The sequence below is a fragment of the Pseudoalteromonas sp. C8 genome (assembly GCF_011378685.1).
In the GTDB taxonomy this organism is placed as follows: Bacteria; Pseudomonadota; Gammaproteobacteria; order Enterobacterales; family Alteromonadaceae; genus Pseudoalteromonas; species Pseudoalteromonas arctica.
Genome location: NZ_WTKT01000004.1, coordinates 149,743 through 175,452, shown reverse-complemented (window position 1 = coordinate 175,452; position 25,710 = coordinate 149,743). Strand labels below are relative to the sequence as shown.

At 42.6% G+C, this 25,710-nt stretch carries 29 protein-coding genes; 12 read left to right on the top strand and 17 right to left on the bottom strand.

What is annotated here, in order from left to right:
* Positions 1–38: 38 nt before the first annotated feature.
* The 3 genes from GQR39_RS05955 to GQR39_RS05945 are packed head-to-tail and all read left to right on the top strand — an operon-like array spanning position 39 to position 3,071.
* Positions 39–1,433, top strand: a complete 1,395-nt coding sequence (locus tag GQR39_RS05955; RefSeq protein ID WP_165735079.1) for a RimK family protein — start codon at positions 39–41, stop codon at positions 1,431–1,433.
* Positions 1,434–1,437: 4 nt separating this feature from the next.
* The gene (locus GQR39_RS05950) at positions 1,438–2,550 is read left to right on the top strand and encodes a GNAT family N-acetyltransferase/peptidase C39 family protein (protein WP_165735078.1); all 1,113 of its coding nucleotides are present in this window, start codon (positions 1,438–1,440) and stop codon (positions 2,548–2,550) included.
* A gap of 8 nt (positions 2,551–2,558) precedes the next feature.
* Positions 2,559–3,071: an MgtC/SapB family protein gene (locus GQR39_RS05945; RefSeq protein ID WP_165735077.1), complete on the top strand. Its 513-nt coding sequence runs from the start codon at positions 2,559–2,561 to the stop codon at positions 3,069–3,071.
* Between the two features lie 16 nt (positions 3,072–3,087).
* On the opposite strand, the gene GQR39_RS05940 is transcribed toward GQR39_RS05945, so the two are convergent.
* Positions 3,088–4,314 (bottom strand): EAL domain-containing protein, encoded by a 1,227-nt coding sequence (locus GQR39_RS05940; protein WP_165735076.1) that lies wholly within the window; start codon positions 4,312–4,314, stop codon positions 3,088–3,090.
* An 88-nt stretch (positions 4,315–4,402) separates the two neighbouring features.
* Complete coding sequence (locus tag GQR39_RS05935; protein ID WP_165735075.1) at positions 4,403–5,413, bottom strand: helix-turn-helix domain-containing protein; 1,011 nt, start codon at positions 5,411–5,413, stop codon at positions 4,403–4,405.
* Between the two features lie 126 nt (positions 5,414–5,539).
* Here GQR39_RS05935 and GQR39_RS05930 point away from each other — a divergent pair, with 126 nt between their 5' ends.
* The 9 genes from GQR39_RS05930 (at position 5,540) to GQR39_RS05890 (ending at position 13,167) form a co-directional block, all read left to right on the top strand.
* Complete coding sequence (locus tag GQR39_RS05930; RefSeq protein ID WP_165735074.1) at positions 5,540–7,447, top strand: beta-ketoacyl synthase; 1,908 nt, start codon at positions 5,540–5,542, stop codon at positions 7,445–7,447.
* Positions 7,448–7,749: 302 nt separating this feature from the next.
* Positions 7,750–8,184: a thermonuclease family protein gene (locus GQR39_RS05925; RefSeq protein ID WP_165735073.1), complete on the top strand. Its 435-nt coding sequence runs from the start codon at positions 7,750–7,752 to the stop codon at positions 8,182–8,184.
* A 146-nt stretch (positions 8,185–8,330) separates the two neighbouring features.
* Positions 8,331–8,816 (top strand): hypothetical protein, encoded by a 486-nt coding sequence (locus tag GQR39_RS05920; protein WP_165735072.1) that lies wholly within the window; start codon positions 8,331–8,333, stop codon positions 8,814–8,816.
* Positions 8,817–8,973: 157 nt separating this feature from the next.
* The gene (locus tag GQR39_RS05915) at positions 8,974–9,603 is read left to right on the top strand and encodes a hypothetical protein (protein WP_165735071.1); all 630 of its coding nucleotides are present in this window, start codon (positions 8,974–8,976) and stop codon (positions 9,601–9,603) included.
* 314 nt (positions 9,604–9,917) lie between these two features.
* Positions 9,918–10,526: a hypothetical protein gene (locus GQR39_RS05910; RefSeq protein WP_165735070.1), complete on the top strand. Its 609-nt coding sequence runs from the start codon at positions 9,918–9,920 to the stop codon at positions 10,524–10,526.
* A gap of 117 nt (positions 10,527–10,643) precedes the next feature.
* Entirely contained in the window at positions 10,644–10,886 is a 243-nt protein-coding gene (locus GQR39_RS05905; RefSeq protein ID WP_165735069.1) for a hypothetical protein, read from the top strand.
* 165 nt (positions 10,887–11,051) lie between these two features.
* The gene (locus GQR39_RS05900; RefSeq protein ID WP_165735068.1) at positions 11,052–11,936 is read left to right on the top strand and encodes a DUF4238 domain-containing protein; all 885 of its coding nucleotides are present in this window, start codon (positions 11,052–11,054) and stop codon (positions 11,934–11,936) included.
* 238 nt (positions 11,937–12,174) lie between these two features.
* Positions 12,175–12,540 (top strand): S24 family peptidase, encoded by a 366-nt coding sequence (locus GQR39_RS05895; RefSeq protein ID WP_165735067.1) that lies wholly within the window; start codon positions 12,175–12,177, stop codon positions 12,538–12,540.
* A gap of 69 nt (positions 12,541–12,609) precedes the next feature.
* Entirely contained in the window at positions 12,610–13,167 is a 558-nt protein-coding gene (locus GQR39_RS05890) for a hypothetical protein (protein ID WP_165735066.1), read from the top strand.
* 56 nt (positions 13,168–13,223) lie between these two features.
* On the opposite strand, the gene GQR39_RS05885 is transcribed toward GQR39_RS05890, so the two are convergent.
* The 15 genes from GQR39_RS05885 to GQR39_RS05815 form a co-directional block, all read right to left on the bottom strand.
* Entirely contained in the window at positions 13,224–14,090 is an 867-nt protein-coding gene (locus tag GQR39_RS05885) for an FAD-dependent thymidylate synthase (RefSeq protein WP_165735065.1), read from the bottom strand.
* 11 nt (positions 14,091–14,101) lie between these two features.
* Positions 14,102–14,284 carry an excisionase gene (locus GQR39_RS05880; RefSeq protein ID WP_165735064.1) on the bottom strand — a complete coding sequence of 61 codons (183 nt, stop codon included), beginning with the start codon at positions 14,282–14,284 and terminating at the stop codon, positions 14,102–14,104.
* A 6-nt stretch (positions 14,285–14,290) separates the two neighbouring features.
* Complete coding sequence (locus tag GQR39_RS05875) at positions 14,291–14,695, bottom strand: DUF3310 domain-containing protein (protein WP_165735063.1); 405 nt, start codon at positions 14,693–14,695, stop codon at positions 14,291–14,293.
* A gap of 27 nt (positions 14,696–14,722) precedes the next feature.
* Positions 14,723–15,415: an XRE family transcriptional regulator gene (locus tag GQR39_RS05870; RefSeq protein WP_165735062.1), complete on the bottom strand. Its 693-nt coding sequence runs from the start codon at positions 15,413–15,415 to the stop codon at positions 14,723–14,725.
* Between the two features lie 41 nt (positions 15,416–15,456).
* A complete protein-coding gene (locus tag GQR39_RS05865) occupies positions 15,457–15,912 on the bottom strand; it encodes a hypothetical protein (protein WP_165735061.1) in 456 nt (151 codons plus the stop codon).
* A gap of 3 nt (positions 15,913–15,915) precedes the next feature.
* Entirely contained in the window at positions 15,916–16,464 is a 549-nt protein-coding gene (locus GQR39_RS05860) for a 3'-5' exonuclease (protein ID WP_165735060.1), read from the bottom strand.
* A gap of 236 nt (positions 16,465–16,700) precedes the next feature.
* On the bottom strand, positions 16,701–17,417 hold the full coding sequence (locus GQR39_RS05855; protein ID WP_165735059.1) for a hypothetical protein: 717 nt from the start codon (positions 17,415–17,417) through the stop codon (positions 16,701–16,703).
* A gap of 191 nt (positions 17,418–17,608) precedes the next feature.
* Positions 17,609–17,992 (bottom strand): hypothetical protein, encoded by a 384-nt coding sequence (locus GQR39_RS05850; protein ID WP_165735058.1) that lies wholly within the window; start codon positions 17,990–17,992, stop codon positions 17,609–17,611.
* A gap of 42 nt (positions 17,993–18,034) precedes the next feature.
* The gene (locus tag GQR39_RS05845) at positions 18,035–18,406 is read right to left on the bottom strand and encodes a hypothetical protein (RefSeq protein ID WP_165735057.1); all 372 of its coding nucleotides are present in this window, start codon (positions 18,404–18,406) and stop codon (positions 18,035–18,037) included.
* Positions 18,407–18,432: 26 nt separating this feature from the next.
* The gene (locus tag GQR39_RS05840) at positions 18,433–19,818 is read right to left on the bottom strand and encodes a DEAD/DEAH box helicase (RefSeq protein WP_165735056.1); all 1,386 of its coding nucleotides are present in this window, start codon (positions 19,816–19,818) and stop codon (positions 18,433–18,435) included.
* Positions 19,808–20,770, bottom strand: coding sequence for a PD-(D/E)XK nuclease family protein (locus GQR39_RS05835; RefSeq protein ID WP_165735055.1), 963 nt, complete (start codon positions 20,768–20,770; stop codon positions 19,808–19,810). Before GQR39_RS05835 ends, GQR39_RS05840 begins: the two co-directional genes overlap by 11 nt.
* 277 nt (positions 20,771–21,047) lie before the next feature.
* Positions 21,048–23,708 carry a primase-helicase family protein gene (locus tag GQR39_RS05830; RefSeq protein WP_165735054.1) on the bottom strand — a complete coding sequence of 887 codons (2,661 nt, stop codon included), beginning with the start codon at positions 23,706–23,708 and terminating at the stop codon, positions 21,048–21,050.
* A 276-nt stretch (positions 23,709–23,984) separates the two neighbouring features.
* Positions 23,985–24,740: a DUF932 domain-containing protein gene (locus tag GQR39_RS05825; RefSeq protein WP_240918177.1), complete on the bottom strand. Its 756-nt coding sequence runs from the start codon at positions 24,738–24,740 to the stop codon at positions 23,985–23,987.
* 208 nt (positions 24,741–24,948) lie between these two features.
* Positions 24,949–25,347: a hypothetical protein gene (locus tag GQR39_RS05820; protein WP_165735052.1), complete on the bottom strand. Its 399-nt coding sequence runs from the start codon at positions 25,345–25,347 to the stop codon at positions 24,949–24,951.
* Between the two features lie 2 nt (positions 25,348–25,349).
* Entirely contained in the window at positions 25,350–25,709 is a 360-nt protein-coding gene (locus tag GQR39_RS05815; protein WP_165735051.1) for a hypothetical protein, read from the bottom strand.
* Between the last annotated feature and the right edge of the window lies 1 nt (position 25,710).

Here is a 25,710-nt window from a genome sequence, read left to right as displayed (position 1 = left end):
AGCATGCTTTTTATATTTTGACTTAACTAGGAAAAGTCGTGTTTAAAACCTTAATTGTGGTTGATAACAACGAGCAAACGCTTGCTCAATCGTTCGAAAATGTAATTACGTTTAATACCTACTTACGTGATTACCCAAAACATAACGAACCAAAAACACGCATTATTAATCTGTGCGACTCAAGCCAATACTTGAGCAAAGGTTACTATTGCTCGTTACTTGCAGAGGCGCGCAAGCACCAAGTTTTACCCAGTGTAAAAACCATTAATGCTCTTCGTAGTGGCCAAGCACCTATGTTAAATGTGGGCCAAATAGATGGCACACTTTACTTTGGCAATGCCCAAAATGATTTACAATCAAAAGCAGCAAAGTCGGTATTTAAACAATACCCAGCGCCTATTTTATTTGTTGATGAACAAGGCTTATTACAACAAGGCTCGATGTCGTCTTTAAACGATCAGCAGTACAGCGAATTTGTAGCCAAGCTAGATAACTTTACTAAAACGCAGTGGCGTATTAGTTCGGTGCAACGTCGTTTTAGATGGGACATGGCAATACTTGTTGATCATAACGAAAAAGTACCACCGAGTGATAAAGACGCCATTGCACGTTTTATTAAAGCAGCGGCTAAACACGGTATTAATGCACAAGCATTAAGCTTTGACGAAATTGATAACATTGCCCAGTTTGATGCGTTATTTATTCGCCAAACTACAGCGATTGACCATCCAACGTATCGCCTTGCAAGCAAAGCGCAAAGCCTGGGTTTAGTGGTTATTGACGATGCAGAGTCTATTTTACGTTGTTGTAATAAAGTGTATTTACACGATGCGTTTAATTATCAAAAAGTGCCAAGTTTAAAAACGGTTGTAGTGGCTGATCAAGCAAGTGAAACGCTTGAGCAATTAGAAGAAGCGTTTACATACCCGCTTGTTTTAAAAATGCCTGAAGGGTCGTTCTCAAAAGGTGTGTTTAAAGTTTCAAACCGTGATGAGCTTGCCGCTAAGCTTACAGAGCTGTTTGAGTTTAGCGCATTAGTGCTTGCACAAGAGTACATGTATACCGAATACGATTGGCGAGTGGGTGTGTTAAATGGCCGTGCAATTTATGCATGCCGCTATTTAATGGCGCGTAACCATTGGCAAATTTATAACCACGACGCTAAACGGTTTTTCTCTGGTGGCTTTGAAACATTACCAACCTTTGAGTTACCAAAAGCGGTGTTAGATGCAGCATTAAAAGCATGTAAAACAGTGGGTAGGGGTTTATATGGCGTAGATGTTAAAGAGCATCAAGGCAAAGCATACGTGCTTGAAGTAAACGATAACCCAAGTATTGATCACAAAGTAGAAGACGGCTATTTAGGCGATGAGCTATACATGATCATTATGGATGAGTTTAAACAACGCTTAGAAGCACGAGGCCGTGGGTAATAACATGAGCAACCTTGTTATTCGAAAGGCGCTTAGCAGTGATTTAAACGCACTGATTGACGTTGAAAACGCCTGCTTTAATAACGATAAATTGAGCCCGCGCAGTCTAAAACGCTGGCTTAGTGCAAAACACGGTATTTTACTCGTTGCAGAAAGTGGCGAGCAAATATGCGGCTATGGGCTAGTGTGGTGCCATAAAGGCACTCGCTTAGCGCGTTTATATTCGCTTGCTGTAAAACCCACAATGCAAGGTAAGGGCATTGCAAAAGCATTGCTTACTAGTCTAGAAAAAGAAACGTATGAGCGCGGGCGTATTTACCTTCGTTTAGAAGTGGCTGTAAATAACGAAGGTGCGATTGGGCTTTATAAAAGCTTAGGCTACAGAGTATTTGGTCAATATAGCGATTATTACGACGACCACAGTGACGCACTACGAATGCAAAAAAACATTCGACAAACGAGTGAGTTAAAAGTGGCGCGTTTAACGCCGTGGTATCAGCAAACTACCGAGTTTACGTGCGGACCTGCTGCACTATTAATGGCAATGGGCGCACTTGAGCCTACTACTGAGCTTAGCCAATCACATGAGCTGGCACTTTGGCGTGAAGGTACCACCATTTTTATGACATCGGGTCATGGAGGGTGCCATCCATTTGGTTTGGCACTTGCGGCTAATAAGCGTGGTTTTAAAAGCGAGGTAATGGTTAATACCACCGAGCCTTTATTTTTAGATGGCGTACGCAACGAAAATAAAAAAGTGGTACTTGCCACAGTGCATCAGCAATTTGTAGATAGTATTGCACAGGCAAATATACCCCTTACACATAAAGATGTAGAGCTTGAGCATATTGAGCAGTGGTTAAGTAAAGGCTTTAGCGTGCTGTTATTAATTAGCACATACAGTTTTGATGGTAAAAAATCGCCACATTGGGTGTGTGTTACGCACCTTGATGAGCACTGCGTGTATGTTCACGATCCGTTTTGTGAGCCCGGTAACGATAAACAGCTCGCAATAGATTGCCAGTATGTACCTATTGCACGAAGTGATTTTAGTAAAATGTCAGCGTTTGGTAGCCAACGTTTAAGAACTGCGGTGGCTATAGCTAATAAAATATAAGGTTAACAGTGACTTTTTTAGATTTAATTGATGTAGCCCCGTATTCGTGGGCAGCTATTGGTACTGCGGCTTTTTGCGGTGCCATTATTGGTATAGAGCGCCAGTTGCGCGGGAAACCTGTAGGCATTCGTACCTCTGCGTTAATAACCTTGGGTACGTATTTGTTTTTATCCACTGCGTTTAATTTACAAGGGGATGTAATAGATCACTCTCGTGTAGTTGGTCAAATAATTACAGGTATCGGCTTTTTAGGGGCTGGCGTTATGCTCGCAAAAGATGGTGCGGTAGTTGGCGTAACCTCTGCTGCAACCATTTGGGTGCTTGCATCAATAGGCGTTATGATAGCGACCGAAAACCTTGGCGCTGCAATAAAACTCTCGGTGCTGGTGGTCAGTATTTTATACGGTGTTGACGTACTTGAGGCTAAATTTAAAAGCTTAAGCAAAGGCGTACACACTAAAGTAAAAAACTATCAAAAACGCTATTATCGAAAAGAATTTAACGACACAGAACGCCACTAAAAGTGGCGTTTTTTAATTAGAGCGTAATTGTTTGATATTGGATGGCATCTTCAATAGGAGCTGGGCGCCCAATAAAATAGCCTTGTACGTTATCAACGCCTAGTTTTCTGAGTGTGTTTAATTCATCTTGATTTTCTATACCCTCAGCTACAATTGAGCAATTAATAGCTTTAACAAATCCGCATAGTGCTTTAGCTAATAAAAACTTTCTACGGTCTGTGTTTATATTTTGAGTGAGGCTTATGTCTAACTTAATGATATCTGCCTCTAATTCTAAAATATGCTGAAAAGATGAAAATCCAGCACCTACATCATCGATAGCTAGCTTTAAACCCCGGTTTCTTAATGGTCGAAGTGCGGTTCTCATAGCTTGGTAGTCTAAAATAGGTGAATGTTCAGTCACTTCTAAAATTATTCTATTACAATCAATGCTTTGTAATACTTTGTCTATTGAGCCTGATAAAATATGCTGAGGTGAAGTATTTATAGTGATATAAGCTTTTTCATCAAATTGATCTAAGTAATGTAATGTATTTTGTATAGCAAGTATTTCTAATGCTTCTCCTAAACCCAGTTTTTCAGCATCTTTAAACCAAATATCAGGTGTTTTATAGGGTTCAATAAAAAAGCGTGACAGAGACTCATAACCCGAAAGTTGATTGGTTGATAAATTAAATATGGGCTGAAAATAAATCGTAATATCGTTTGTTTTTATAATATTTTCAATAAGCGACTTTGACTCATTATTTAAAATGTCAGATTGAACCTTTTTTTCGATTAACTCAGTAGCTATTTCAGAAATCAGCCTAAGAAATGACAAATCTCTGTCGTTCAAGGTATTGTCTAATACGGTTTTATAACAGCAAAAAGTTCCATAAATCTTTCCGGTGGATAAAATAATGGGTACACCAATATAAGAGCCAATATTTAGCTTTTCTGTCACTGGCATGTTGCGGGTTATTGGTTGCTCAAGAGTATTAGGGATTATTTGTTCTAGCTCGTTATCGGATATTTTTTTACAGTAAGTTTCGCAAATTGGATCTGAATTACCTACTGATACGCAGGTATTTGTAGTTTGGTTATCTACCACTTTAAAAACGCGATCAGTATTGGTGAATTCTGAAATAAACGCGACTTCCATACTCAAATGTTTTCGTACAAGTGAAAGTAACTTTAATAACTTTGACTCAATAGAAGCATCGCTTTGTGGATCAAAAAGGTGCTTACTAAGTTTATCTCTCATGCAGTTACCTTGGTATGGCGTAAATTATATTATTGATAAGAGTATAATTTATATATAAAAAAATGCCAATTTAGAGTGTCGTCGCTGGTTATCCAAATAACTTTCGTCTAACTACTTTTCTATAACCACTAGGTGTTTGGCTTAATACTTTTTTAAACACGCGTGTTAAATGACCTTGGTCGTTATATCCCACTTCTAAAGCCACTTCTTGAATTGATAAATTTGATGATGCTAATAACTCCTTCGCACCTTCTACGCGTAATTGTTGCCAATACTCAATAGGGCTTTGGTTCGTTGCTGCTCTAAAACGGCGGGTAAAAGTACGGTAGCTCAAGCTAAATTGAGCAGCGACTTCTTGCAGGTTTAGCTCGGTGGCTAAATTGGTTTTTAACCAAAACTGAATTTGCGCAATTAGCTCATCGGGGTGACGGTCTACTGCACCTTCTAAATAGCGTTGATCTTCGTAGGGTTTACGTATTTCGTGCGAAAAATTACGCTCTACATGTTGAGCGGCTGCTTTTGTATAGTACTGACTAATAATATGTACGATCACATCTGCAAGGGCATTAAGACTCGCTACGGTATACATACGCTCTGATTGGGTTATAAAAAAGTCGGGTTTTAAACGCACTAACGGATAGTCATGGCTAAATTGATTAGCGTAGTGCCAATGTGTGGTAGCAGGGTGCCCATCAAGTAAGCCAGCCTCAGCTAATAAGCAGTTGCCAGTACCTACACCAATTATGTGACTGCCTGCGCTAAAGCTTTCGCTTAGCCAATCAACTACGTCTTGATTTGTACGCACTACTGGGCGCGGGTTTCGCCAAATACCCGGGACTATAATTAAATCGCTGTAGGGCGCATTAGTTGTTATGCAATCAGGATTTATCGCAAGGCCTGCGCGAGTAGCTATAGATTCTGCATTTTTAGCCACTAAATTTATAGCAAGCGGTCTAAAACTTTGCTTATTAAGGTGGCCTTTAGCAAAGGCCTCGCCGGCTCTTAGCATTTCTATAGGTAACGTTAAACTAGTCACTAATAAATGCGGATATACCGCTATAGCAATGTTTAGTGGTGGATTAGTGTTTTTTTCAGTCATGTAAATGCTCCGACCAGTACTTTTTGGCCTTTTGTGCTGAATATTTGGCTATTAAAGCACAATGCATGGTACGTAATCCATTTAAACTGCGTGTTCATCTTATAACACGTTTTTTAAAGGTAAATTATGACTGCATTACCCGTTATAGTAGGCATGGGTGGCATTAACGCCGCTGGCCGTACTTCTTTTCATCAAGGTTATCGCCGTATCGTGTTAGATAGTTTAAACGCTAAAGATCGCAGTGAAACATTTTTAGGCCTCGCCACACTGATGAATCTAGTAAGCGTTGTAAACGGCCAATTACAAGATACACAAGGTAATAATGTTGAGCAAAGCGACATAGAAGCACGCTTTGGTGAGCAAATTATTGCCGGTACACTTATTCGTAAAATTGAAAAAGAACACTTTGATGCAGATGCCACACCGTGGCAGCAAAAAATGACGCTAAACGCATCAAGCGATAACGCTATTGTGTTTGAAACTCGCGCTCGCGACTTACCGGTACCTGTTCCAGCTAGCTGGCAAGTTGAAGAACTTGAAGGCAAAAAAGTAAAAGTAACTATTGCAGCCGATTTAGATATTAAGCATGACTCAACACGTGATAATCCAATTAAATCTGCAGGGCAATTTCCGACTGGGTTTGATCCGTCTGTTATGTATAACAGCCGCTATCAGCCTCGTGGTTTGCAAGCGACTATTTTTGCAGCCACCGATGCGATTAAATCAACAGGGCTTGATTGGCAACACATTATGAATAGCGTTGAGCCAGATAAAATTGGTACTTATTCAGCATCGGTAATTGGCCAAATGGACGACAAAGGCCTAGGCGGTTTAGTTAAAGCACGCCAACAAGGCGACCGTGTTAGCACTAAGCAGTTAGCACTGGGCTTAAATACAATGTCGACTGACTTTATTAACGCGTATGTTACGGGCAATGTGGGAACTACGTTTTCGACCTCGGGCGCCTGTGCTACGTTTTTATACAACTTACGTGCAGCAGTAAACGACATACAAGCAGGGCGTACACGCGTTGCGGTTGTCGCAAGTGTTGAGTGTGCTATTACATCCGAAGTGATTGAAGGCTTTGGTAACATGAGCGCACTTGCAAATGTTGAAGGTTTGCGCCGCTTAGATAACTTATCACATGATGAAGAACCAGATTATCGCAAAAGTAGCCGCCCGTTTGGGGATAACTGCGGCTTTACATTAGGTGAAGGCGCACAAGTTGCTATTTTAATGGACGATGCCTTAGCCCTTGAACTAGGCGCTGACATTGTGGGCTGCGTACCAGATGTATTTGTAAATGCAGATGGCATAAAAAAATCAATCACGTCACCTGGTCCTGGTAACTATATTACCATGGCTAAATCGGCTGCTTTAGCAACGAGCCTTTTAGGCAAAGAAGCTTTGCAAGAACGTAGCTTTATTTTAGCGCATGGCTCAAGTACACCACTAAACCGCGTAACAGAGTCGCTGATATATCACAAAGTGGCACAAACGTTCGCTATTGATAATTGGAAAGTGACAGCGCCAAAAGCCTATGTTGGTCATACTATAGCTCCTGCAAGTGGCGACCAATTAGCGATAGCTCTAGGTGTATTTAGCCATAATATTATGCCGGGTATTACCACAATTGATAAAGTGGCTGATGATGTTTACACCGATCATCTTGATATTCGTAATAGCCATTACGAATGCGCCGATATGGATATAGCTTTTATAAATTCGAAAGGCTTTGGCGGTAACAATGCAACAGCTACCGTACTTTCACCAAAAGTAACAATGCAAATGCTCGCTAAGCGCCATGGCGATGAAGTTATGAGTAGTTACGCGCAGAAAAAAGTGGCAATTAAAGCCGCGCAACAAACGTATCAAGCTCAAGCAGATTTAGGCCAATATGAGCTTATTTACCGCTTTGGCGACGGACTTATTGACGACAACGATATTGTAATAGACGAGCAAAGTATTCAGTTACCTGGCTTTGAAAAAGCAATTACGTTTAGCACAACAAATTCCTATCAAGATATGTTCTAGGAATAAGGTTTTGTATGCATTAGCATAAGCTAACACCCCCCGTATTTGCTGGGCTGTAGCGTTGACATAGATTATCATCATTTGTAAACGTTCTCACCCCAGCATCACCCCACACCAAAAACTCGCACCGAAATGCCCCCACAGTCACCCCACTTTTCGCCCCATTTACGCGCTCTAACCCGTTCTGAAATTCACTGCCTAAAGCACCGTTTGAACAAGCTTTATTAGTCGCCACATGCCTGATTGGGTTTTCTTCGCTATAGTAGGGTGAGTATTAATTACCAACAGTACGGAAAGGCACTATGAGATTATTAATTGTATTTCTACTACTGGCGTTCAATGTTAATGCCGAAAGTATCAAAAACAAAAACCACGGGACGCTGACAGTTGAAACAGTTACCTCAATCTATGACGGTGACACCTTTCGCGCTAATATCGCGGGTTTGCATTCTCTGATAGGGGAGCGGATTGGTATTCGTGTAGCGGGTGTCGATACGCCTGAAATGCGTGGCAAGTGTAAACAAGAGAAAGACCTCGCTCGCCAAGCTAAGCAAGTAACAGTTGAAGCGCTTCGCTCGGCAAAGGTTATTGAGCTTAGGAACACGAAACGTGGTAAGTATTTTAGGATAGTGGCTGACGTATACGTGGACAACAAAAACCTGACTGACATTCTAATCAGCTCAGGCTTAGGGGTGGCCTATGATGGTGGCACTAAAGCGAAAGATTGGTGTGGTTAGGTTTTTGCTTGCGGTAATTGAAAAGCCTTAAATTCAGTATATGTACTAGATATTGCAGTTTTATCTGATAGCATAAGTAGCCTATTTAGGTGTTATGTATCACGAAAATGAGAAAGAATAAGATATTATATGTTACGGAGTGTTAGATGACTGATTTAACTAGTCTCGGTTTTAAACCAAGTACCAAAGAAGATATGAACCAGAAAAGAACCAATAAAAAATCTGATTCTGAGGTTGATAAAGAAGCTAAAGATATTTTGATTGCTCAGCTATCAAATTCTCACAGCAACCACAGAATACTTGAAGCACCTTGTATTCCTAAAAACCCAACAAATGAGATCTTAGGCGATTTACAATCTACGATTACAGAGGAATCAGCAAGAAACTCTAATTCAACAAATGAGTGGAACAGAGTTATGTTGTTTGTAAGTTTAATCGCTTTGGTTTTATCCGCTACTTTTTCGATTTTATCTTATCATTCATCTAGTCAATCATCTGCAAACTTGGAAAAACTGATTTTGGAGCAAAATACTTTACTAAAGTTAAACTTACCTCAAGGTGGTCACAGCACAATTGGAACTGCGGAAATAGAAAATGTTAAAGAAGGGATAAAAAAATTAGATGGCGATTAAAACTGTAGCAGTTCACTCAAAAGGCAAAATAACATTTGTTCTCTCCCGCGTCGCTTATTTTAAGCAATAAAAACTAGCTCATTTTAAAATCATTTTTGGCTGTTGGATTTATTTTACAGCCTCGTCAGACATCAGCTACTAATAATTAGGAGGCGTTTTGAAAAAATCAGATCAGTTTGCAGCGTACTTTTTATACGATTTAGATAAAATTCGGGTTTTCATCGAGTTATCTGAACGTCACTGGAACGAAGAGTCTACCAAATATAATGAATCTGATTTAGAAGCTGACGAATCAACATATTGGGATAGGTACAAATACCGTAATGATCTTAGTGCTCATTTTGATTCCATATTTCCACAGTATCAGAAACAGTCCTATTTGGTAATGTTAGTATCTCTTTTCGAAGATTACTTGAATCAGTTCTGCTATAGCTTGTACTTGGAAAGAAGCCTTTGTTGTGAGTTGAAAGATTACAAAGGAAAAGGCATCGAACGCGCTAAAACATATTTAACAAAAATTGCGCTTGTAAAAGTACCTACAAAAACTAAGTTTTGGCAACGAATCATTGAAGCTAGAGAACTGAGAAATATAGTTGCGCATAACGCGGGGCATCTAGATGAAGAGCTTCACAAAAGGCATTTCAAAATTGTAAATGGTAATAAACATTTAGAATCTGAAAAATTCGCAAGGGTTCACCTCAACATAAAGCAGAGTTACTTGGTTGAAATTATTGATGCTATGGAAAATTTTACAAAAGAAATGAGTATAAATCTAAAAAATGCATAACAAAGGTATAAGATTACCAACGACCGCAAGTGGCACTAAGCCGAACTTCGGCAAAGAGCGATGAGCAGACGTTGAGGTTGACTAAATATCGTAGTTACTTGATTGGTCAAACTGCTCTTTGAGCATATATTCCATGAAAATGAGCGACGCGCGCATATTGTTCTATTAAACTGTACTTTAAAACTTTAAAACTTTAAAAACTAAGTGGTAGTAATGCTTTAGGTTATTTGTTAAAACTATATAAAGTAGATAAACGAGCGTTTAGTCGGCAGAAATATGTGCGATGAGCGCACTATTAAATTGTTAGGCCTTTTATGGATATTTTTGACATCAACTATTGGATTGCTCTACTCGAGGAGTTTGGAATGTTTTATTTAACCGATATTTTAGTGTTTTTAACAGCTATATATGCTTACTTAACACATAAAATGGTTAAAGTGAGTGAAGAATCAGTAAATGAAACAAGAATTCAAACAGAAGCCCTAACTCGCCCTTATATAACAATTCAACCAATATTAAAAAAGCACTCTCCTGTGATATTTTTAAGTATAAAAAATACTGGTTTAAGTGCAGCTAGTAATCTACGTATATCTATAGATCGTGACTTTTTCCAATTTAATCAACCAAATAACCAAGAAAAGAATCTTCGTAATTTTAAAATATTTAATGCACCAATTAAAAGTTTTGCTCCAAATTATGAATTAACTTTTCCATTGGCTCAAAGCTTTATTATTTTAGGTGGTGAAGCTCCTGAGAATTGTCCTTCCGAGTTTATAATTACAACTGAGTATGAGTTTGCTGGTAAATCTGTAATTGAAGAAAACTATATTGATATTGAAGTTTTTACTGGTGGTGAAGTAGATATGGACCCACTTGTTTCTGAAGTAGAAAAAATACGAAAAAGTTTTGAGCCAAAGGCCTAACAAGGGTTTTCAAGCCGGACAAGTTACAGTTGGCTTTTTGTTCGTGCCTCACTTATTTCAGCCAACTGCAATTTGCCGCTTAAAACGGCGTTAAATGGCTCACTACATAGGTGTCAAATGAATAATTCAGATAAAATCATGTTGTCTTGTGCTACTTGTGGTCAGCAATTTCAATTTGGGCGTAATGTATATGATGGAAAGTTTATCCTTATCTATAAGTTAACTGTTTGCCGAACTTGTTATAGCAATAACCATGATGGTTGGGCACCACATTACGAGCAAAAAATACTTATGCATATTAAAGAGCAAGGTATTAGTGAACCAAAAAGAAATGAAGATGGCCTGCTACCCAGAGAATAGCCATTTAACAAAGCTTTGAGGCTGTAGAGTTACTCATTTTTTAAGAAAAACAGCCTGTTTTATGGGTTCCAAATGCGCTTAGAGTTAATTGCATGAACTCGTTTTTTTTATTGAATTTGGCTGTTGGAGTTATTCTACGGTCTCGTTATATGATCACGAGGTACAATGAATTCAGTCAATCATCACTACGTTCCTAAGTTCTATCTTCAAGGTTTTACATCAGATAATGGACGTCTTCAAGTTTACAATAAAACACTTTGTAAGTTTGAGAGGGATAAGCACACTCCAAAAACGGTTTTGTTCGAAAAGAATCTTAATACAATTAAAATGAAGGGTAAATTAACTGATGACCTAGAAAAATTGTATGGATATATTGAAACAAGGTTTAGTGAGTATGTTTCATTGATTAGAAGCAGAAAAATTAATGATGAAATCATTTCAAAAGAGGGGATTTTACTAATTAAGCAGTACATCGCATTCCAGTTTTGGCGTTTACCTTGTTATGATGCTTATGCCGATGAGTATATTGCTTCTCTAGATCTAAGTAAATTTGGAGAGAAATTGATAATAAATGAAAATTATGTAGGAAAAACCAAAAATATCAAAGAAATGCTTAAATCTGATTCTGGGTTTAAACATTACTTTAGATGTTTCATACTCCCACTTATATCCTTCGATTTCACTCTAAAATATGATGATTTAAGCAAGTGGAAGTACCATCAAATAAACGATAGCGGGTGGAATAACTTACCTTGTAGTGACAATCCTCTGCTAATAGAAAATTTAACAGGAGTACATTCATTTAATACCAAAATAATATTTCCAGTGTCAAACACACAACTTATAAGTTACTCTCCAGATGCAATTAAAAGTAGAACTTTTGATGCTACTTTCTCAGCTAAATTATGTATGTTGATTTATGCACAAGCAAATAAATACTTCATTGGAACTAATAAAGAGCAAATGGAAAAAGTAATTGATTTATATAAAAACATTCCAACTTTTCATCCAATGAACCTTTTGAAAAAAGATGTTTTTGATTCACTTTAAGTCATATGACAAGTACTTTAAACGGAATAAAAATAAGTAGCGTGAGGGCGTTCAAGATTCTATGCCCGCCCATGGCACACTGCCGCCATTCGAAGGTTAGCTTACTTATAGCAGCGGGTCTTTATTAATTTTATCGTTAGTGGTGAACTAGTTACTCAACTTATATTTTAACTGTACGCATATACAGTGTTGTTCTATAATAATTCCGATACTCTTATTGAATAATTGGAATTATTATATGCTTGTTCAGAACGTCGAGATGGGCCCCAACGTTAGAGGGCTCGAAAACAGTATTGATGAATCCTTAGTCAAAAACTCTACGTTTATGGGCATTGCCAGTGGGCGAAGCATGGAGGGCATGGGGATATTTGACGGTGACATATTGATAATTGATAGAGCGCAGGACGTTAAGAACTACGATATAATTGTCGCATGCCTTAATGGATTGTTTGTATGTAAAATAGCTGATTTGAAGAACAACCAGCTATTGTCATCGTGCCCAGAGTACAAACCCGTAAAGCTTACGTCATTCGATGAGTATTGCGTAGAGGGCGTTGTAACGCAGTCTATTAGGATGCACAGGCCGAACGCTAGGTTGGGGTAGTGAGGCTCTATAAGCGGAGATTTAATCGTCCCCGCAGCTTAGTAGCTCTGAATAAAAAAAGATAGGTAAATGAGCAACAACAAAATTGTATATGTAGTATCAGCGGTTTTACTTTTTATCGCAGGGATAATTGTCGGTCAAGGTTTTAACTTTGAGGTTGAACTAAAGGATGTATTGGCGCTCGGGGCTACGCTTGGTACGTTGTTTTACGCCAGCAATGGTCTAAGACACAACCGTAAAATTTACATGAGCTCAATAACGCCTGTGATTGAAAGGTTCATTGCTCTCGATGATAGCGAACTTTCGTATAATTTTAGTCTAAAGAATTACGGTACGGGTTCTGCGATTAACATTAAGTATAAAGTTTTTCGGGGTGACGAAGAGTTAACAGTTAAAACGCTCCAAACTCAAATATTAGCCTTTGACAAGTCTAATGGTACAGCATTACAAATTGGTGCTGAGTTAGGTATTTCTGCAAATTCGTCGCTAGATATACTTACTTTTTCAACGAAAGAAAAAGAAGTATATGAATGTATTCTCACTCATTTACGAAAACTTTCGTTGGAGGTTACTTACTCATCTATACAGGGTGATAAGACAATAAAGGTATTTTCCTTAGTTCCTTAAACTCTTCTTCTCTAAACCAAAGCTAAGCGCCCACCGATTAGTGGGCGGCTAACATATCACCCAGTTACAACATTCCCTTTAATCAGCTGTCTATGCTGAACCCAGCCACGGAAGTTGCCTGACCAGCGGTTATTGTCCGTATCAAAATGCGTTATGCCTAAGCGCTTGGCCTTGGTCATACTCAGCCTATGGTACGTAGGAATAGGCGAGGCCTGATGTTCAAATGGCGACGCATGAACTCGACTACCTGACGTAAGCGACTCAACGATTTTACGTGCTTTAGCGAGTGAAACATCAAGCGCTCTGTAGCTAACTTGCGCACAACATGAAATAGAGATAATCAACATTTCTTCTAGCGTTAGTGTCGCGCGCATTTCAGTCGTAACGTAGGGTAAATGCCACCCCTTATGCCCTAGTGTAGTAGGAACACTACTAATCAAGGCCGTAGAAAGTTTACCCGCTAGTTCGCGTATCTCTGGCTGTGCATCATCATGGTCTCGCAACCACAAGAAATTCGCCCACTCCGTTGATGTGACCAACACCTTTATTGGTTGGAATGGCTCTAAGATACGATTGCAGACTTGCTTGTGAAGCCCAATTTTCTCCATCCCCCAATGTAATACACATGCCACTTTCGATGCACTTTTCCACAAACCTTTGGCTAAGTGTCGTTTTAATCCCGTCAGTTGTTTCGATGCTTGCATGCCACGCTGGTTCGCGCCCCAATGTACTGGATACTGTGGGCTGTTCCATACTTGCGTTCTACCTTTTTTGGCTGGTATCGCACGTGAGCTTGATGCATTACGTGAGAAGTTTCTGTGTGTCATAAGCTCCGAGTGAACGAACCTGTGGTACTCAAGTTCTACAGAGGTTATGCGTACGCCGTTGGCGATTGAGTCTGCTATTACGTTTACTGTTATCATAATTAGTAGTGTTACTGCTTAAGCCATTCGTTAAAATTTCCAACATGTATGAGAAGACGGCCATCCTGCGCTCTACGCCAGTGCTTTTCCTCAAACAATTGTCCGCGCTTAATCTTGCTACGAAGTGCGGCAACGGTGTAACCCGTCACCTTAGCCATAGCGTTAAGTGTTACCCACTCAATACTGATCGCCATATCGCTTTACCCTATAATCAGTCGTTCGACAGAAACGGGAAATAGCTGTAGCTGTTTTGCGCGGTCGATTAACATATCGTAATCGCCAGATGCAGCCCAAATAAGGGACACTAATAACTCAAACTCAGGCACTTCTAACTCGTCGGCTACTGTTGATACCAAGCGTGTCAGGAATGCTGCTTCATCTATGCCCATGAGTGCAGGGCGGTGGACAAGGGCATCACGTATGTAATAGTTACGTTTGCCCTTTTCTAAAGTGGTCGCGTCTTTAAGGCCGTGTCTCCACACATACTTAAACGCGTTGCCCGTTGCAAAATCCATATGCCTTACGAAATTGATCGCCTCTACTTTGCGAGTATTGTAGTGTGGCGCTTGTTCTATTGTGTCATCGTCTTGTTTAGTGTTGGGCATCTTAAGTCCTGTGGGGGTTAGCCCACATTATCTAAACCTTGACCCCTTTGTAAGAGGAAAGTAGACCGACATAACGCGAAAAACGTCATCTTTCGGGTCTACTAGGTAGCGTCTGCCGCCTTGCCAAAGTTGTTCTAGAATCTCCCAGCCTTCTTCGGTTTGCGATATCGTACCAAACACTGTGTGCCCATTGCCTCTGCGAATGTAAACGACTCTGTCGCCGTGGCGTATTGTGCCTTTAGGGTTAACTAGTAACATTGAACCTTTCGGCAACATAAAGTCGTTGTAGTCAACTTCAACTAAATATGAGGCTTCGTTTTCCAGTATGGTTTCAACTAATATAGAGTTTACAGTGGGCTTAGCACCCGACAACGTTCGCAAAACTCTTAGAGGGCGGGAAGGAACTGCTGTAACCTCTGCGCCAAAGTCCGATAATTTTGTGCCCGTAAAGGCTGTAAACTTCGATAAGAAGTCGGTGTTCAGTGGTATCGCACCCCTCAGATATTGACTGAAAGCTGATTGGTTCATGCCCATTGCTTGAGCCGCTTTAGCTTGGCTAAGCGATTCAGTATCTCTATGGGCAGACCACGCTAGTTTTACTTTTTGTAGTACGTCGTCACTGTATTCCATTATGTTACCCGTTGTGGTTGCTTGCTTATGGGGGAATGTAACAGTAACACTGCTATCTGTCAAACGCTTCACTAACGTCTGATAACCCATGAACACCACTGTACAGGCGGCATCCAGCCTGTCTATTGACGTTACAATAGAGCCGTAGCTAGTTCTCCTGTAGCAGCGGTTTCAAAAATAAATGCTGCTAAAGCGTCGTAGTTTAGTGACTTGGCGCGCGTTGCGAACTGCTCGGCAGATATGCCGTTATCCCACTCGTTGGGGTCAGTCAGTACAACACCGCATACTTGACGCTTATGCTTTATGGACTCACATCCAATAATTACGACCGCTAGTTCATTCGCGGCTTCAGCCTCTATCAACCATAATCGTTGCTGCTCTGACAATGCAGGCTTGATTATAGTAGTAGGGCGCTTTGGTAAACTTTTAATAAATTTGTATTCAGCCCAGAGCGGGCGAACTCCTTCGAGGTGGCGGTAAAATGCATCGGGAACGCCCCCCGCGAAGTTGTCATTGACCTTCCATGATCGCATTTTGTCAGACGGCAGACGCTTCCCTACATTCGCCGTATACTGCGATTCAATCATTAATTAGAGGCCTAGTTTATCTAGTCGTTTGAAGAGTGTAAGGGCTTGAGCTTCTGCGTCATATAATGCGTGGTGTGCAATGGTTGGTTCTACACGTTCTACGCTTGGTGTGAGGTTCTTAAGTGTGCGGTAACAGCGGTCACCTAAATGTGTCCAAGGTCGTGTTACTTCACATCGGTCGAATGCAGCAGCTAGCAGTACGTTATCCATTGCTGCGCCATTGCCCCAAACTTTGATATCAGATATGTCATCTACTTGTGCGGTCTCGCGTATGAATGCTGACATGGCTTTTAGCGCATCTTTAATATCAGCGTGTGCGTAGTTACCTTTAAACTCGTCACGTGCCGCTTGGTTTTGCTGTAGCCACCACATAACCGTTTCTGCGTTAATGTTGAAGCCTGCTTTTTGGCAGCTTTTAAGACTAATCTTAATATAAAAGCCTTTACTGATTTCTCGTTTTTCAATGTCCATAGGGACAAGGCCGATAGATATAATTGCATCGTTCGCGTTAGTACCCATTGATTCTATATCTGTCATGTAATCCTGAATCATATGTGATCCCTCTAATTTAGAATGATTGCTCAAATTCGTGTCTTCACGGTAAGTCATTGTAAAGACAATTGAAAGTTTAAAATAACTTAAATGTAACTGTTAACTACACGTTCATGCAGTAACAGGTTGCAGTGATCAAGTTGTATACAATAATTACAAAAGACCCTTTTGTGGGCACAAAAAAAACCGACCTAGTATTAGTAGGTCGGCAAAAGCCCTAAAGTGGTGGGGCTTTGTTATGCCGCTTCGCTGCGTGGTGCAAACATGGCGTTAAACATATCAACAGCTTGTTCGTATAACTCATCGGGAGCATGAGCGATAAGTGATACGTCAATGTTGAAGAAGTTACCTGAGCTATTAGACTCAGAAATAACGCCAAGCTGCCATACGCAACCGAAACGTGGGTTGCCTTGTTTTTCTTCGTCTGCGATTAGAGTGTTCCAAATGCGAGACTTTTTGGCTTTAACACCCGGCATATCAAGTAGTGCGATTGACTTCGGACTACCTTCATCATCTAGTACAAGTACCAAGTGAGTAGGGTTCTCCGAAATATCATGGTCTTTTTCAGCAAGGCCTTGTTCGGCTAAAGCGTCTAGCGCTTCTTGTTGCGATTCATAAGAACCAACCATACCGCCGCCTAACTTACGCTTACGCCATACAACGATTTTACGTGTGAAGCTAAGGTTGATTAGGAATAACGAGGTGTGAAGTTCTTCTGTAACGCTGTTCATAATCATACCAGCTTGAGCGCCATCAACTTGTTTAGGGTTGCCTGGTTCTACTTCTGGATTGATCATTTGTAGTAGTTTTAAACGAGGGATTGCTAAATCTGATGCGGTTACATTCTCCGAGCCACGACCCACGTATGAGCTACGGTCTTCGATTGACGCTACGCCAGCAAATTTCTCGTCTTTTACTTCTACTTCTGCTACTTCTGTTTTTTTCTTAGCCATGATATGTATTCCTATATTCGTTGTTGGATTATTAGTTATGAGTCTAGTTTGGATCGGTTAGGATCAATAAGCCCCCGACAACTGACTAAGAAGACGGGGGCTAGCAAGCAACCACAACAAGTCACATAGAGAGAACGGGTTGAGGTCGCCATAGTAGTGTTACTGTTAACTCAAGTCAACAGTAACGCTAATTAATTTTTACGTACTGATAATTTGCGGATTTTGACTTCTGACACGCCCACAAGCTCGTCTCCCATGCTTAATAATTCACGGAATGGTGCGGCATTTAGCTTGCGCTGTAGGAAGTAAAACGCATCATTTTCTTTGATGTATTCATACAGTGCTTCCCAATCGTGAACAGATGGTTGCGATTCTTCGGCCATAGATATTGAGCCTATGCCAACGTAAGCGATTTTCTCGCCTACCTCTAACGTTGCCTTAAGATAGTTTTCTAAATCGGCCTTACGCTCTTTCAGTGACTTAAGTTGGTTGGCTTCTATTAGTGCAATCTCTTTTCGTACACGGAATAGCTCTGACACCACATGTTTACGGTCGGGTAGGTCGTAGACCTCCATTGCGGTGAAGTCTACTTCTGGTAATTTCTTTGCTGCTGACATTTATGCGGCCTTTTTTTCTGCTGGTAATTCCTCAAGGTTCACGGCGCGACAGCCTGACTCAAAGAATATTGAAAGTTTGTCCATAGCTTCGTCAAACGCCTGAATCTTAGTGACAGGTGTCGTCTCAAGCTTGGCCTTTAATCGTTTGCACTCAGTCGTAATCTTCGTAATTTCATCAAGGTCAAGAACCGCCATCGCGGCCTTAAGCCCTGCTTGTGCTTCTTCCAATCTGACGCGGGTATCTTCAAAGTCGCTGCCGAAGTCAACAACCTGTTTGCGGGTGTTACGTACGTCTTTAACTGCTTCGTTGAAGCTATCAAGGTCGAAGTCTGCTGCTGTAATTGCGAATGCGTTTAAAGGTGCTTTTCTCATAAGGTTCTCTCTATAATGATTAGTTGTTAGGCTGCTTGCGACAGGCCTGCAATAGTGTTTAAAAGGTCAATCATATTCATCTGCTTATCGAGCATCTTCTCGTAAACGGTTTCCTCTACGGTATCCTCGGCAGCGATATGAATAATCTCTGTTTTGCGCTGCTGGCCTGTTCTTACGATACGGTGGTTAAACTGCTCGTATAGGTCGGCGCGATAGGTTGGACTCGCCCAAATAACGCGGTTTGCTACCGTTAGGGTTAGGCCGTGTCCCGCTGACTGCGGGTGTGCGAATATCACTTGCAAGTTGCCTTGCTGAAATTGATAAACAATTCTGTTACGTTCAAGGAGCGGTGTGCCCCCATCTATAACAGCGAACTTAAGCTTGCGCTTAGTCGCCTCTGCTACTAGGCCATCGCGTTGATGCGTCCAATTGAATGCAACAAGCGCATGGTCTGTTTCCTCTACTAAGTCGAGTACCAGTTCGTAACGTTCTTTGTGTACGTTAACCACTGATCCATCTTCGTTGTAAACACCACCCGAAAGCGTCTGTAGCAATTTCTGCATTCTTGAGCCCGCGTGAACAGCGTTAAGCATCTGTCCTGTCTCCAAGGCCAGTACCGACTCGCGCTTAAGGAACTCATAGTCGCGACGTAGTTTAGGGGGTAATTCAACGGGCACTTCGCGGTAGATTGTTTCTGGTAACTCTTGCACATCGTTCAATGCGACACGTGAGGTAATATCAGAAAGCATGAGGGTTACATGGTCGGCTGCACCGTCCTTGTCTTCCCATTTCATTGCCCCTGCTGGCGCACCAAGAATGGCTTTTGGATCACATACCTGTTGCCTAAATCCGAAGAAGTTCTTCCCGAGTCGTTCGCCACGGTCGATAAGAAAAGCTAAGTGCCACATATCCAGTATGGTGTTAGGGGAGGGTGTGCCTGTCATCAGCGCCATTTTGTCTATGTCAGCGGCTATGCGGTTTATAGCCTTAGAACGCATTGATGTTCGGTTACGAAATGCATCACCTTCATCTACGATTAGTACGTCAAAGTTGCTCGCCAAATTCTCTTGGTCAATCATCTTAACGGTATCGTGATTAGTGATGACCCATTGTGCCTCGCCAGTAATGGCCTTGCGCTTCTTGGCCGCTGTTCCTGCCGCAATTGCGTAGGTGGTTTCAGGCCAGCCGAAACGTAAGTCCTTGCCCCAAGCGGGTGTCAATATTGACAGGGGCGCTAACACAAGCACTCTGGCCTCAGGCCAGTACGTCTTAACTGCGTGGATGCAGGCGAGCGTTTTGCCCGTCCCGCAACCATCAAAGTTCAACACGCGTTCTTCACGCCCCCAAAGATTCGCGAACGTCTCTTGGTGGGCGAATGGTTCAAACACCGGTTTAACTTTATTATGCAGCATCTAAACCTCGATAATGGTCAAAGCCACATGCGCCATTGCCGTATGCCTTACCTTCACGGTTAGTGTTAGTGCCGTACTCACAGAAACGACACGTGTGCGCGTTAGCTGATGGGATGAAATCTTTAGTCGTTGTGAGCTTCTTAGCACGGTTATGGTAGCGAAGGATAAGCATCTGTAGCTGGCGACGGTTAAACGTTCGTATCATCTTCGAGCCGTCATCTATGTACCAAAACTCAACCATGAACGTGTCTAACTCTGGGAAGCGATACATCGCATGTAGCGCGTAGCTTAGGCCTTGGTCAGCGTGTTTCATTTCGTTGCCGAACTTCTGGCCTGTCTTATAATCTATGATGCGACACGAATGTTCGTTCTCGGTAACAAAGGCATCAAGCTTTGCACGACCCCATAATTCGTCATCGTCCCATTCACAAGGCGACCAATCTTGGCGTATGCCCCAATTGTCTTCCATCGTTACTTTGCCCGCACGGAAGTCTTCACGCAGTGCTGTAAAGTCACTTGAGAACGCATCGAACTTCGTACGGCCATCGGCAGGGAGTTCAACTATCGTGCCCCGAACCCATTCTTCACAGCCATCATGAATAACCGATCCGCGTTTCGCACCTTCGCCTGATTCGGTACGTATCTTGTCAACTTTGCCTAGCTTTACAGCCCATTGGCAGTTTTCGAATTTCTTGAGCGTTGAGAATGACCATGCTCTGACTGCTGCGGTTGGGAAGTCTGTGACCATTGTTCCGCGTTCGTCTTCTCGGGTTTTCTTTGCTTGTTTAAGTGCATTCGATAAAGCATTTAAGTCTCCTGCTTTTTTGGCATTGCCATTTGGTGCTGCGGCCACAATGCTTTTTTGTTTTGATTCTTTAGCACGTGCGCCCAGCACATCGGCTAGGCCTTTCTTGCTATCTGTTTTGACAGCTTCGGGCGGTTTCTCGCTCACGCCCTGAATCATTTTCTGGCCTGTTTCCGCCGCTTTGGCTTTTAACTTCGCTGAAAAGTCCATTATCTCTTGGCCTTAAACTCACGTCTGATGAATGCGGTGCAACTGTCTAGCCCAACATGCAATTCGTCTTTGTAGCTGACACAAGGCGTATGGGTTACGTTGTGTGGGTTCTCGTTATCAATGTCCTTGGTCGTTAATTTTACGCCAAGGACTTCTGCATATAATTTAAAATCGCTGCTGGTTGGACACGTTTTTGATGTGTATAGAATGGGGTTCATAGGTCGTAGCCTTTGTTTGTGTATATATCGGGTTCAGCTGAGGACTCAAGTTCGGCCTGTGCTTCGGCCATCGCTCTATCAAAGTCTTCACTGGTTCTTTTGTTGGGGTCAATTGACGCTACATTGCGCGGAACAACGCAGTTCGCTTCTCGTATGGCTTCCAGTATTTCTTTATCATCGTAAGCCCAACACACACCGATGCAGCGTGGTCTTGAGGGTAACGACTTAGGTGAACCTACAGGCCTAGACTTGCGTTTCCTCTCGTTAACGTCATGTGTTGCTAACATTCTCGATAGGGCGTTTTCAGATATTTCTTTGCCCGCTAGGTAGCTGTAAAGCATCCGTAGGTCTTCGGGTAACAGGTAACAAGTTTTGCCCGTGTTTACATGTTCAAGGTTCGCGGTTAGGAACGTCTTAACGCGTGTTAGCTGGGCAAACTCCCTAGGTTCAAGGTTCGCAGCTGACTTATCTAAAATGCCAATGAATACACTGAAATCGCCGTCGCGTAGTGCTGCAAAGAAGCTGTCCGATGCACTCATGCCTGCTTTCTGTGTCTCAACACGTGCTTGGTTCATAATGATTGAACCCGATTGGTGTGTGTCCACAGTGAATGAACGTAGGTAGGTGGCAAACTTGGCAAGCTCACCCTTAATTAATGTATCTGTACTCTCGCGGTGGCTCTTAACGTAGCCGAGTCTTGCTTCGAGTTCGCGCATCTGTCTTGGCGCAATGTTGTAACGACGTTTGTCCGTTACGGGCATAGCATCAAGGTCGTTCGTTGCGAATATAAAGTTAAGTCGTTGCACAACTTCGCGCTGTTGTTGCTGCATCTTACGAATCATCATTGTGGGTTCGGTGATACGCGTTTTCAGCAAAGAGGCCGCTTTAGTAAGGCTTGAGGTGCCCCGCATATTGAACTCGTCGACCATCAACAACATTACGTCTTCCATCCAACCATTAAATTGGTCGTCTGCAATACCTTGTAACGTATTCTGCGCTACATATTGTTGGCCTATTAGTGGGCGTAAAACCGCCTTGAATAACAGGCCTTTACCCGTACCCTCTGTCCCGTGAACAAGCCATGCGGTCTGTGTTTTGTCACGCTTTTGCATGATGAACGCCAGCCAGTTAATGAAATGCTCGAAACAATCCATATCATCGCCCAACATATTTAATATGATTTCGCTGATGACAGGGCATTCAAGTGAAAGCATCCACGCATTGCCATACGTTAGTGTTTCAGGGTAAACATGCTCGCTTGTATCCCTCATGTAAATTGAAGGCTTAAATCGGTTTATGTAGTCCTTATCCCCAATGGCGAACTTGGTTTCCATTCGGTTAGGGTCGAGTATGATGTGCGCCGCTGGTACAGGGTCAGGGACTAACTGGCCGTAATGCTTTAGCCATTCTTCCGCTACCTGTGAGTTGCGTCGCTCGTTAACTTCCACGATTTCATCATGATCGCGGTCGTATTCCATCGTTACGTAAGCATCCGTTGTCTGGTCAATGAACATGCTGCGCTGCACTTTACGTACAATGCCGTCCTCGTCTTTGACTTCTTCGTAAGCTTCGCCGTACTTTTCTAAATGCTTTGCATAGGCCTCAGGGTCAGCACTCTTGAATAAGAATGTTGGCTCGTCTGGTACGAAACATCGCACTACCTCTGGGTTCGACCTCGCTATCCAATACGCGTTGTTCTTACTTCCACCCACGTTGTAACGTACAAACTCGTCATCTTCGTACGCAAATTCCATGCGAACGCTAGGCGGGTTAGACATTACATTAACAGGGTGGCCGTCAACGTTGATCCGCGTAAACTTAGGCTTGTGTCGGACAATGCCAGCTTCCTGCTGTAGTTCCTTAATCTTAGCGTCACGTATACTAATGATTGCGTCCATACGGTCATGAATGCTCTCCAATAGTGGGTCTAGATTAAGTAACTTTCTGTCCTTCTCAACTATCACGAAACGCTCGTCATCATTGGCGAAAGGGTTCTGACGCTTGGGTCCAAAACTCGGCGGCGCAATGTAAATTAAACGGGCTGGTTCTGCTAGGCAGGGGTCAATGACACTCTTTAAACGTGTCTTGGTTTTCGTCAGCTTTAGTCGGCTATGTATCTCGATTTGTGAATAGTTAAGTGAGGTCAACCATTCCTTCAATGCGCGGTGTGATACAGGGTTTTCAAGTAAGAAGTGAATGTGAACCGATACTTCATCTTGGTTTAACCCAAACGAGCTTGAGGCCATTGCCATGTACGAAACGTCATGTAATGCGTCAGGTAACATTTCAATCACGGACTCGGCTACGTTTCTAACGTCTGCTGGTCGGTAGTGCTTTTTAAGTTCACCCTCAATTCGTAACCCGTCAACGTCTAGCACCAGGAACTCGGTGCGTGCGTCAGGGTCAGTCATATTTCGTCGCGACTCATGCGCTAGGGGGCGAACAAACAGGCCTTTGTAAAGCGCTCGACCGTACTTGGCATTCTCAACTAATAACGCGCGGTATCCTTCAAGGCCTACTTCGGTTACGTCAATCTCTGCTTCATACGAGGTCAGTTTTGCAGCAAGCGGGTATGAGCGTGAGCTGCCATCTGCTAGACCAATGGTTTTACGCATCGGTCCTATTTTGCTGTGCGCTGAAACAAAGTTTAACTTCATGGTCTTTATGCCTCCCTTGGGTATTTTGCGTAATCGTCTGCGCAGTCCTTGTCACAGAACAAACGATGCGGTTCGTGCACCAAGGGTTCGTCACAGTTATGGCAGGCTTCTTTAGGTGTTAGACGCGGGGCTTTCGCCTTTGCGTTGGCTAGTTGAGCCTCAAGCACGAGCGCTTGCTGCTCAACCGATCTGTCTATGAAATCGGGCATATTATTTTTGTTTTAGTAGTGACTGAGTCGCGCAGCTTAACAGTAACACTGTTAAAGTTCATCCCCTTTAGGCAGCAAGTTCTAATGTAGGTGTGCTTAGGAATCTTGAAACACGTGACTCGCGCTCAAGTATTATGGCTGCTGCGTTTGGTGCGCTTGCTGCTTTAATCTCAGCGTGTGTAGACCAGTAGGTTAACGCATTAAAGAACGCCCACATGGTCTTGCCAAGGTTCTTGCTTTCCTCTAACCAAATATCGAAAAGCTTCGTTCTCATTGCGGCTGAACCACGTGCAAATTCGGATACTAATGCAACTGCTTTTTCGTCCGTACAAGGCTCTTTAGACCACATGCGCCATTTATCGCCCATTCGTACGAAGTTCTCAACAGACGCGGCTACACGTGCTTTCACTTCGTCTACGTTGAATCCTGATGTGTGACGCGCGACATAGTTTGATACGTCTGTGCCCACGACCATTCCGTTAGCACACACAATGCGATAACCGCCCATATTGATGCGTAGGTTCGTTGACCCATCGTAGCTATTAATCACGTTAAGGCGCAGGTTCGTTACGTCGCGGCGACCACGGCCTATACTTATTTTGTGTTCTGGGAATATGTACGAACGTATTGCTCGGCCACCCTCATAGGCAATTGAATCAACAATTCGCATACCGTTGGTGTCCAGTGCATCTGATTCGCGAATGGCCGCATCTACTCGATCGTAAACATCCTCGTTCTTAATCAGTGTGTAGCGTTGACCATGTACGGCCAGCACGGTGTTCGTGTCCTTGCGAACCACTGCTTGCAGCTTACGGTCGGGCATACTCGTTAAATCTGATAGCGGGCGGCATTCAACAGGGAAGAACAGGCCAGCCTCGGCGTGTGTTCCAGCGGCCGCGAAACGGGCTGCGTTTAAGTTCAATACGGCGGGTTTTGTTGGGAACTTCAATACTGCGCTCATCTTAAATCCTTGTGTACTTGTGTTCTTTAATGAAAAAGGACGCTAATGCATCCTTCAGGTTATTCGTTGGTTAATCTAGTTTGGTTGTTATCCAGCTCCCGCAATCGGTTACGGCAACGAGCCCATGGGAGTAAATTAACCCTTGCTCTCCCGTTTGAAGATTCTCAATGAGCATCAAAGGGGGCAGTGGTTCGTCTTCGGGGTACTGGTACATCAAGTCACCATTAATGATGGCGGTCGTGCCCCACTCATGCCCAAATTTGTAGTTCATGTCGATGTTCTGGCGGAACGTGTTAGCCCCATCTCCGTCAATCATTAACGTCGGTATTAGCCCACATGCTTCGATTAAAGAGCCCTCGGTCACATCGTCTTTGAAACCGTCATATCCAGTCGGGTCTGGTTGTGCTTGGAATGCCATACCATTAGGGGTTGTGGCTGAAAAATATAAACCTGTGTGTGTGTCGCCCATGGTTATTCCCCTAAGTCACATTTCGGGCAATCAAGTTCAGTAACGGCCATTTCTGAGCCATCTGGCATGACAGACTTAGTTTGTCGGTAGCTCGGGCGGAGGAATCCATTGCATCTTAGACAGCGGCGGTTGTTCGTTTCTTGGCGGTCGCCTGCGCCTTGCACCGGTTCATCATTTGCGTATTCAATAAAAGGGTAAAACTCACCTTCGATATTGTTCGCTACGTGCTTCTGTGCTTTCTTTAAATTACCAAAGACCATAACGTTGTCGTCATCGTCTTTAAGTACCTTAGGTTCAGTGTCAGGTAGCACAAGTAGCACTACCGTTTGTTTTGCTGATGCGAAGTTGTTTGCCTTAGCCATT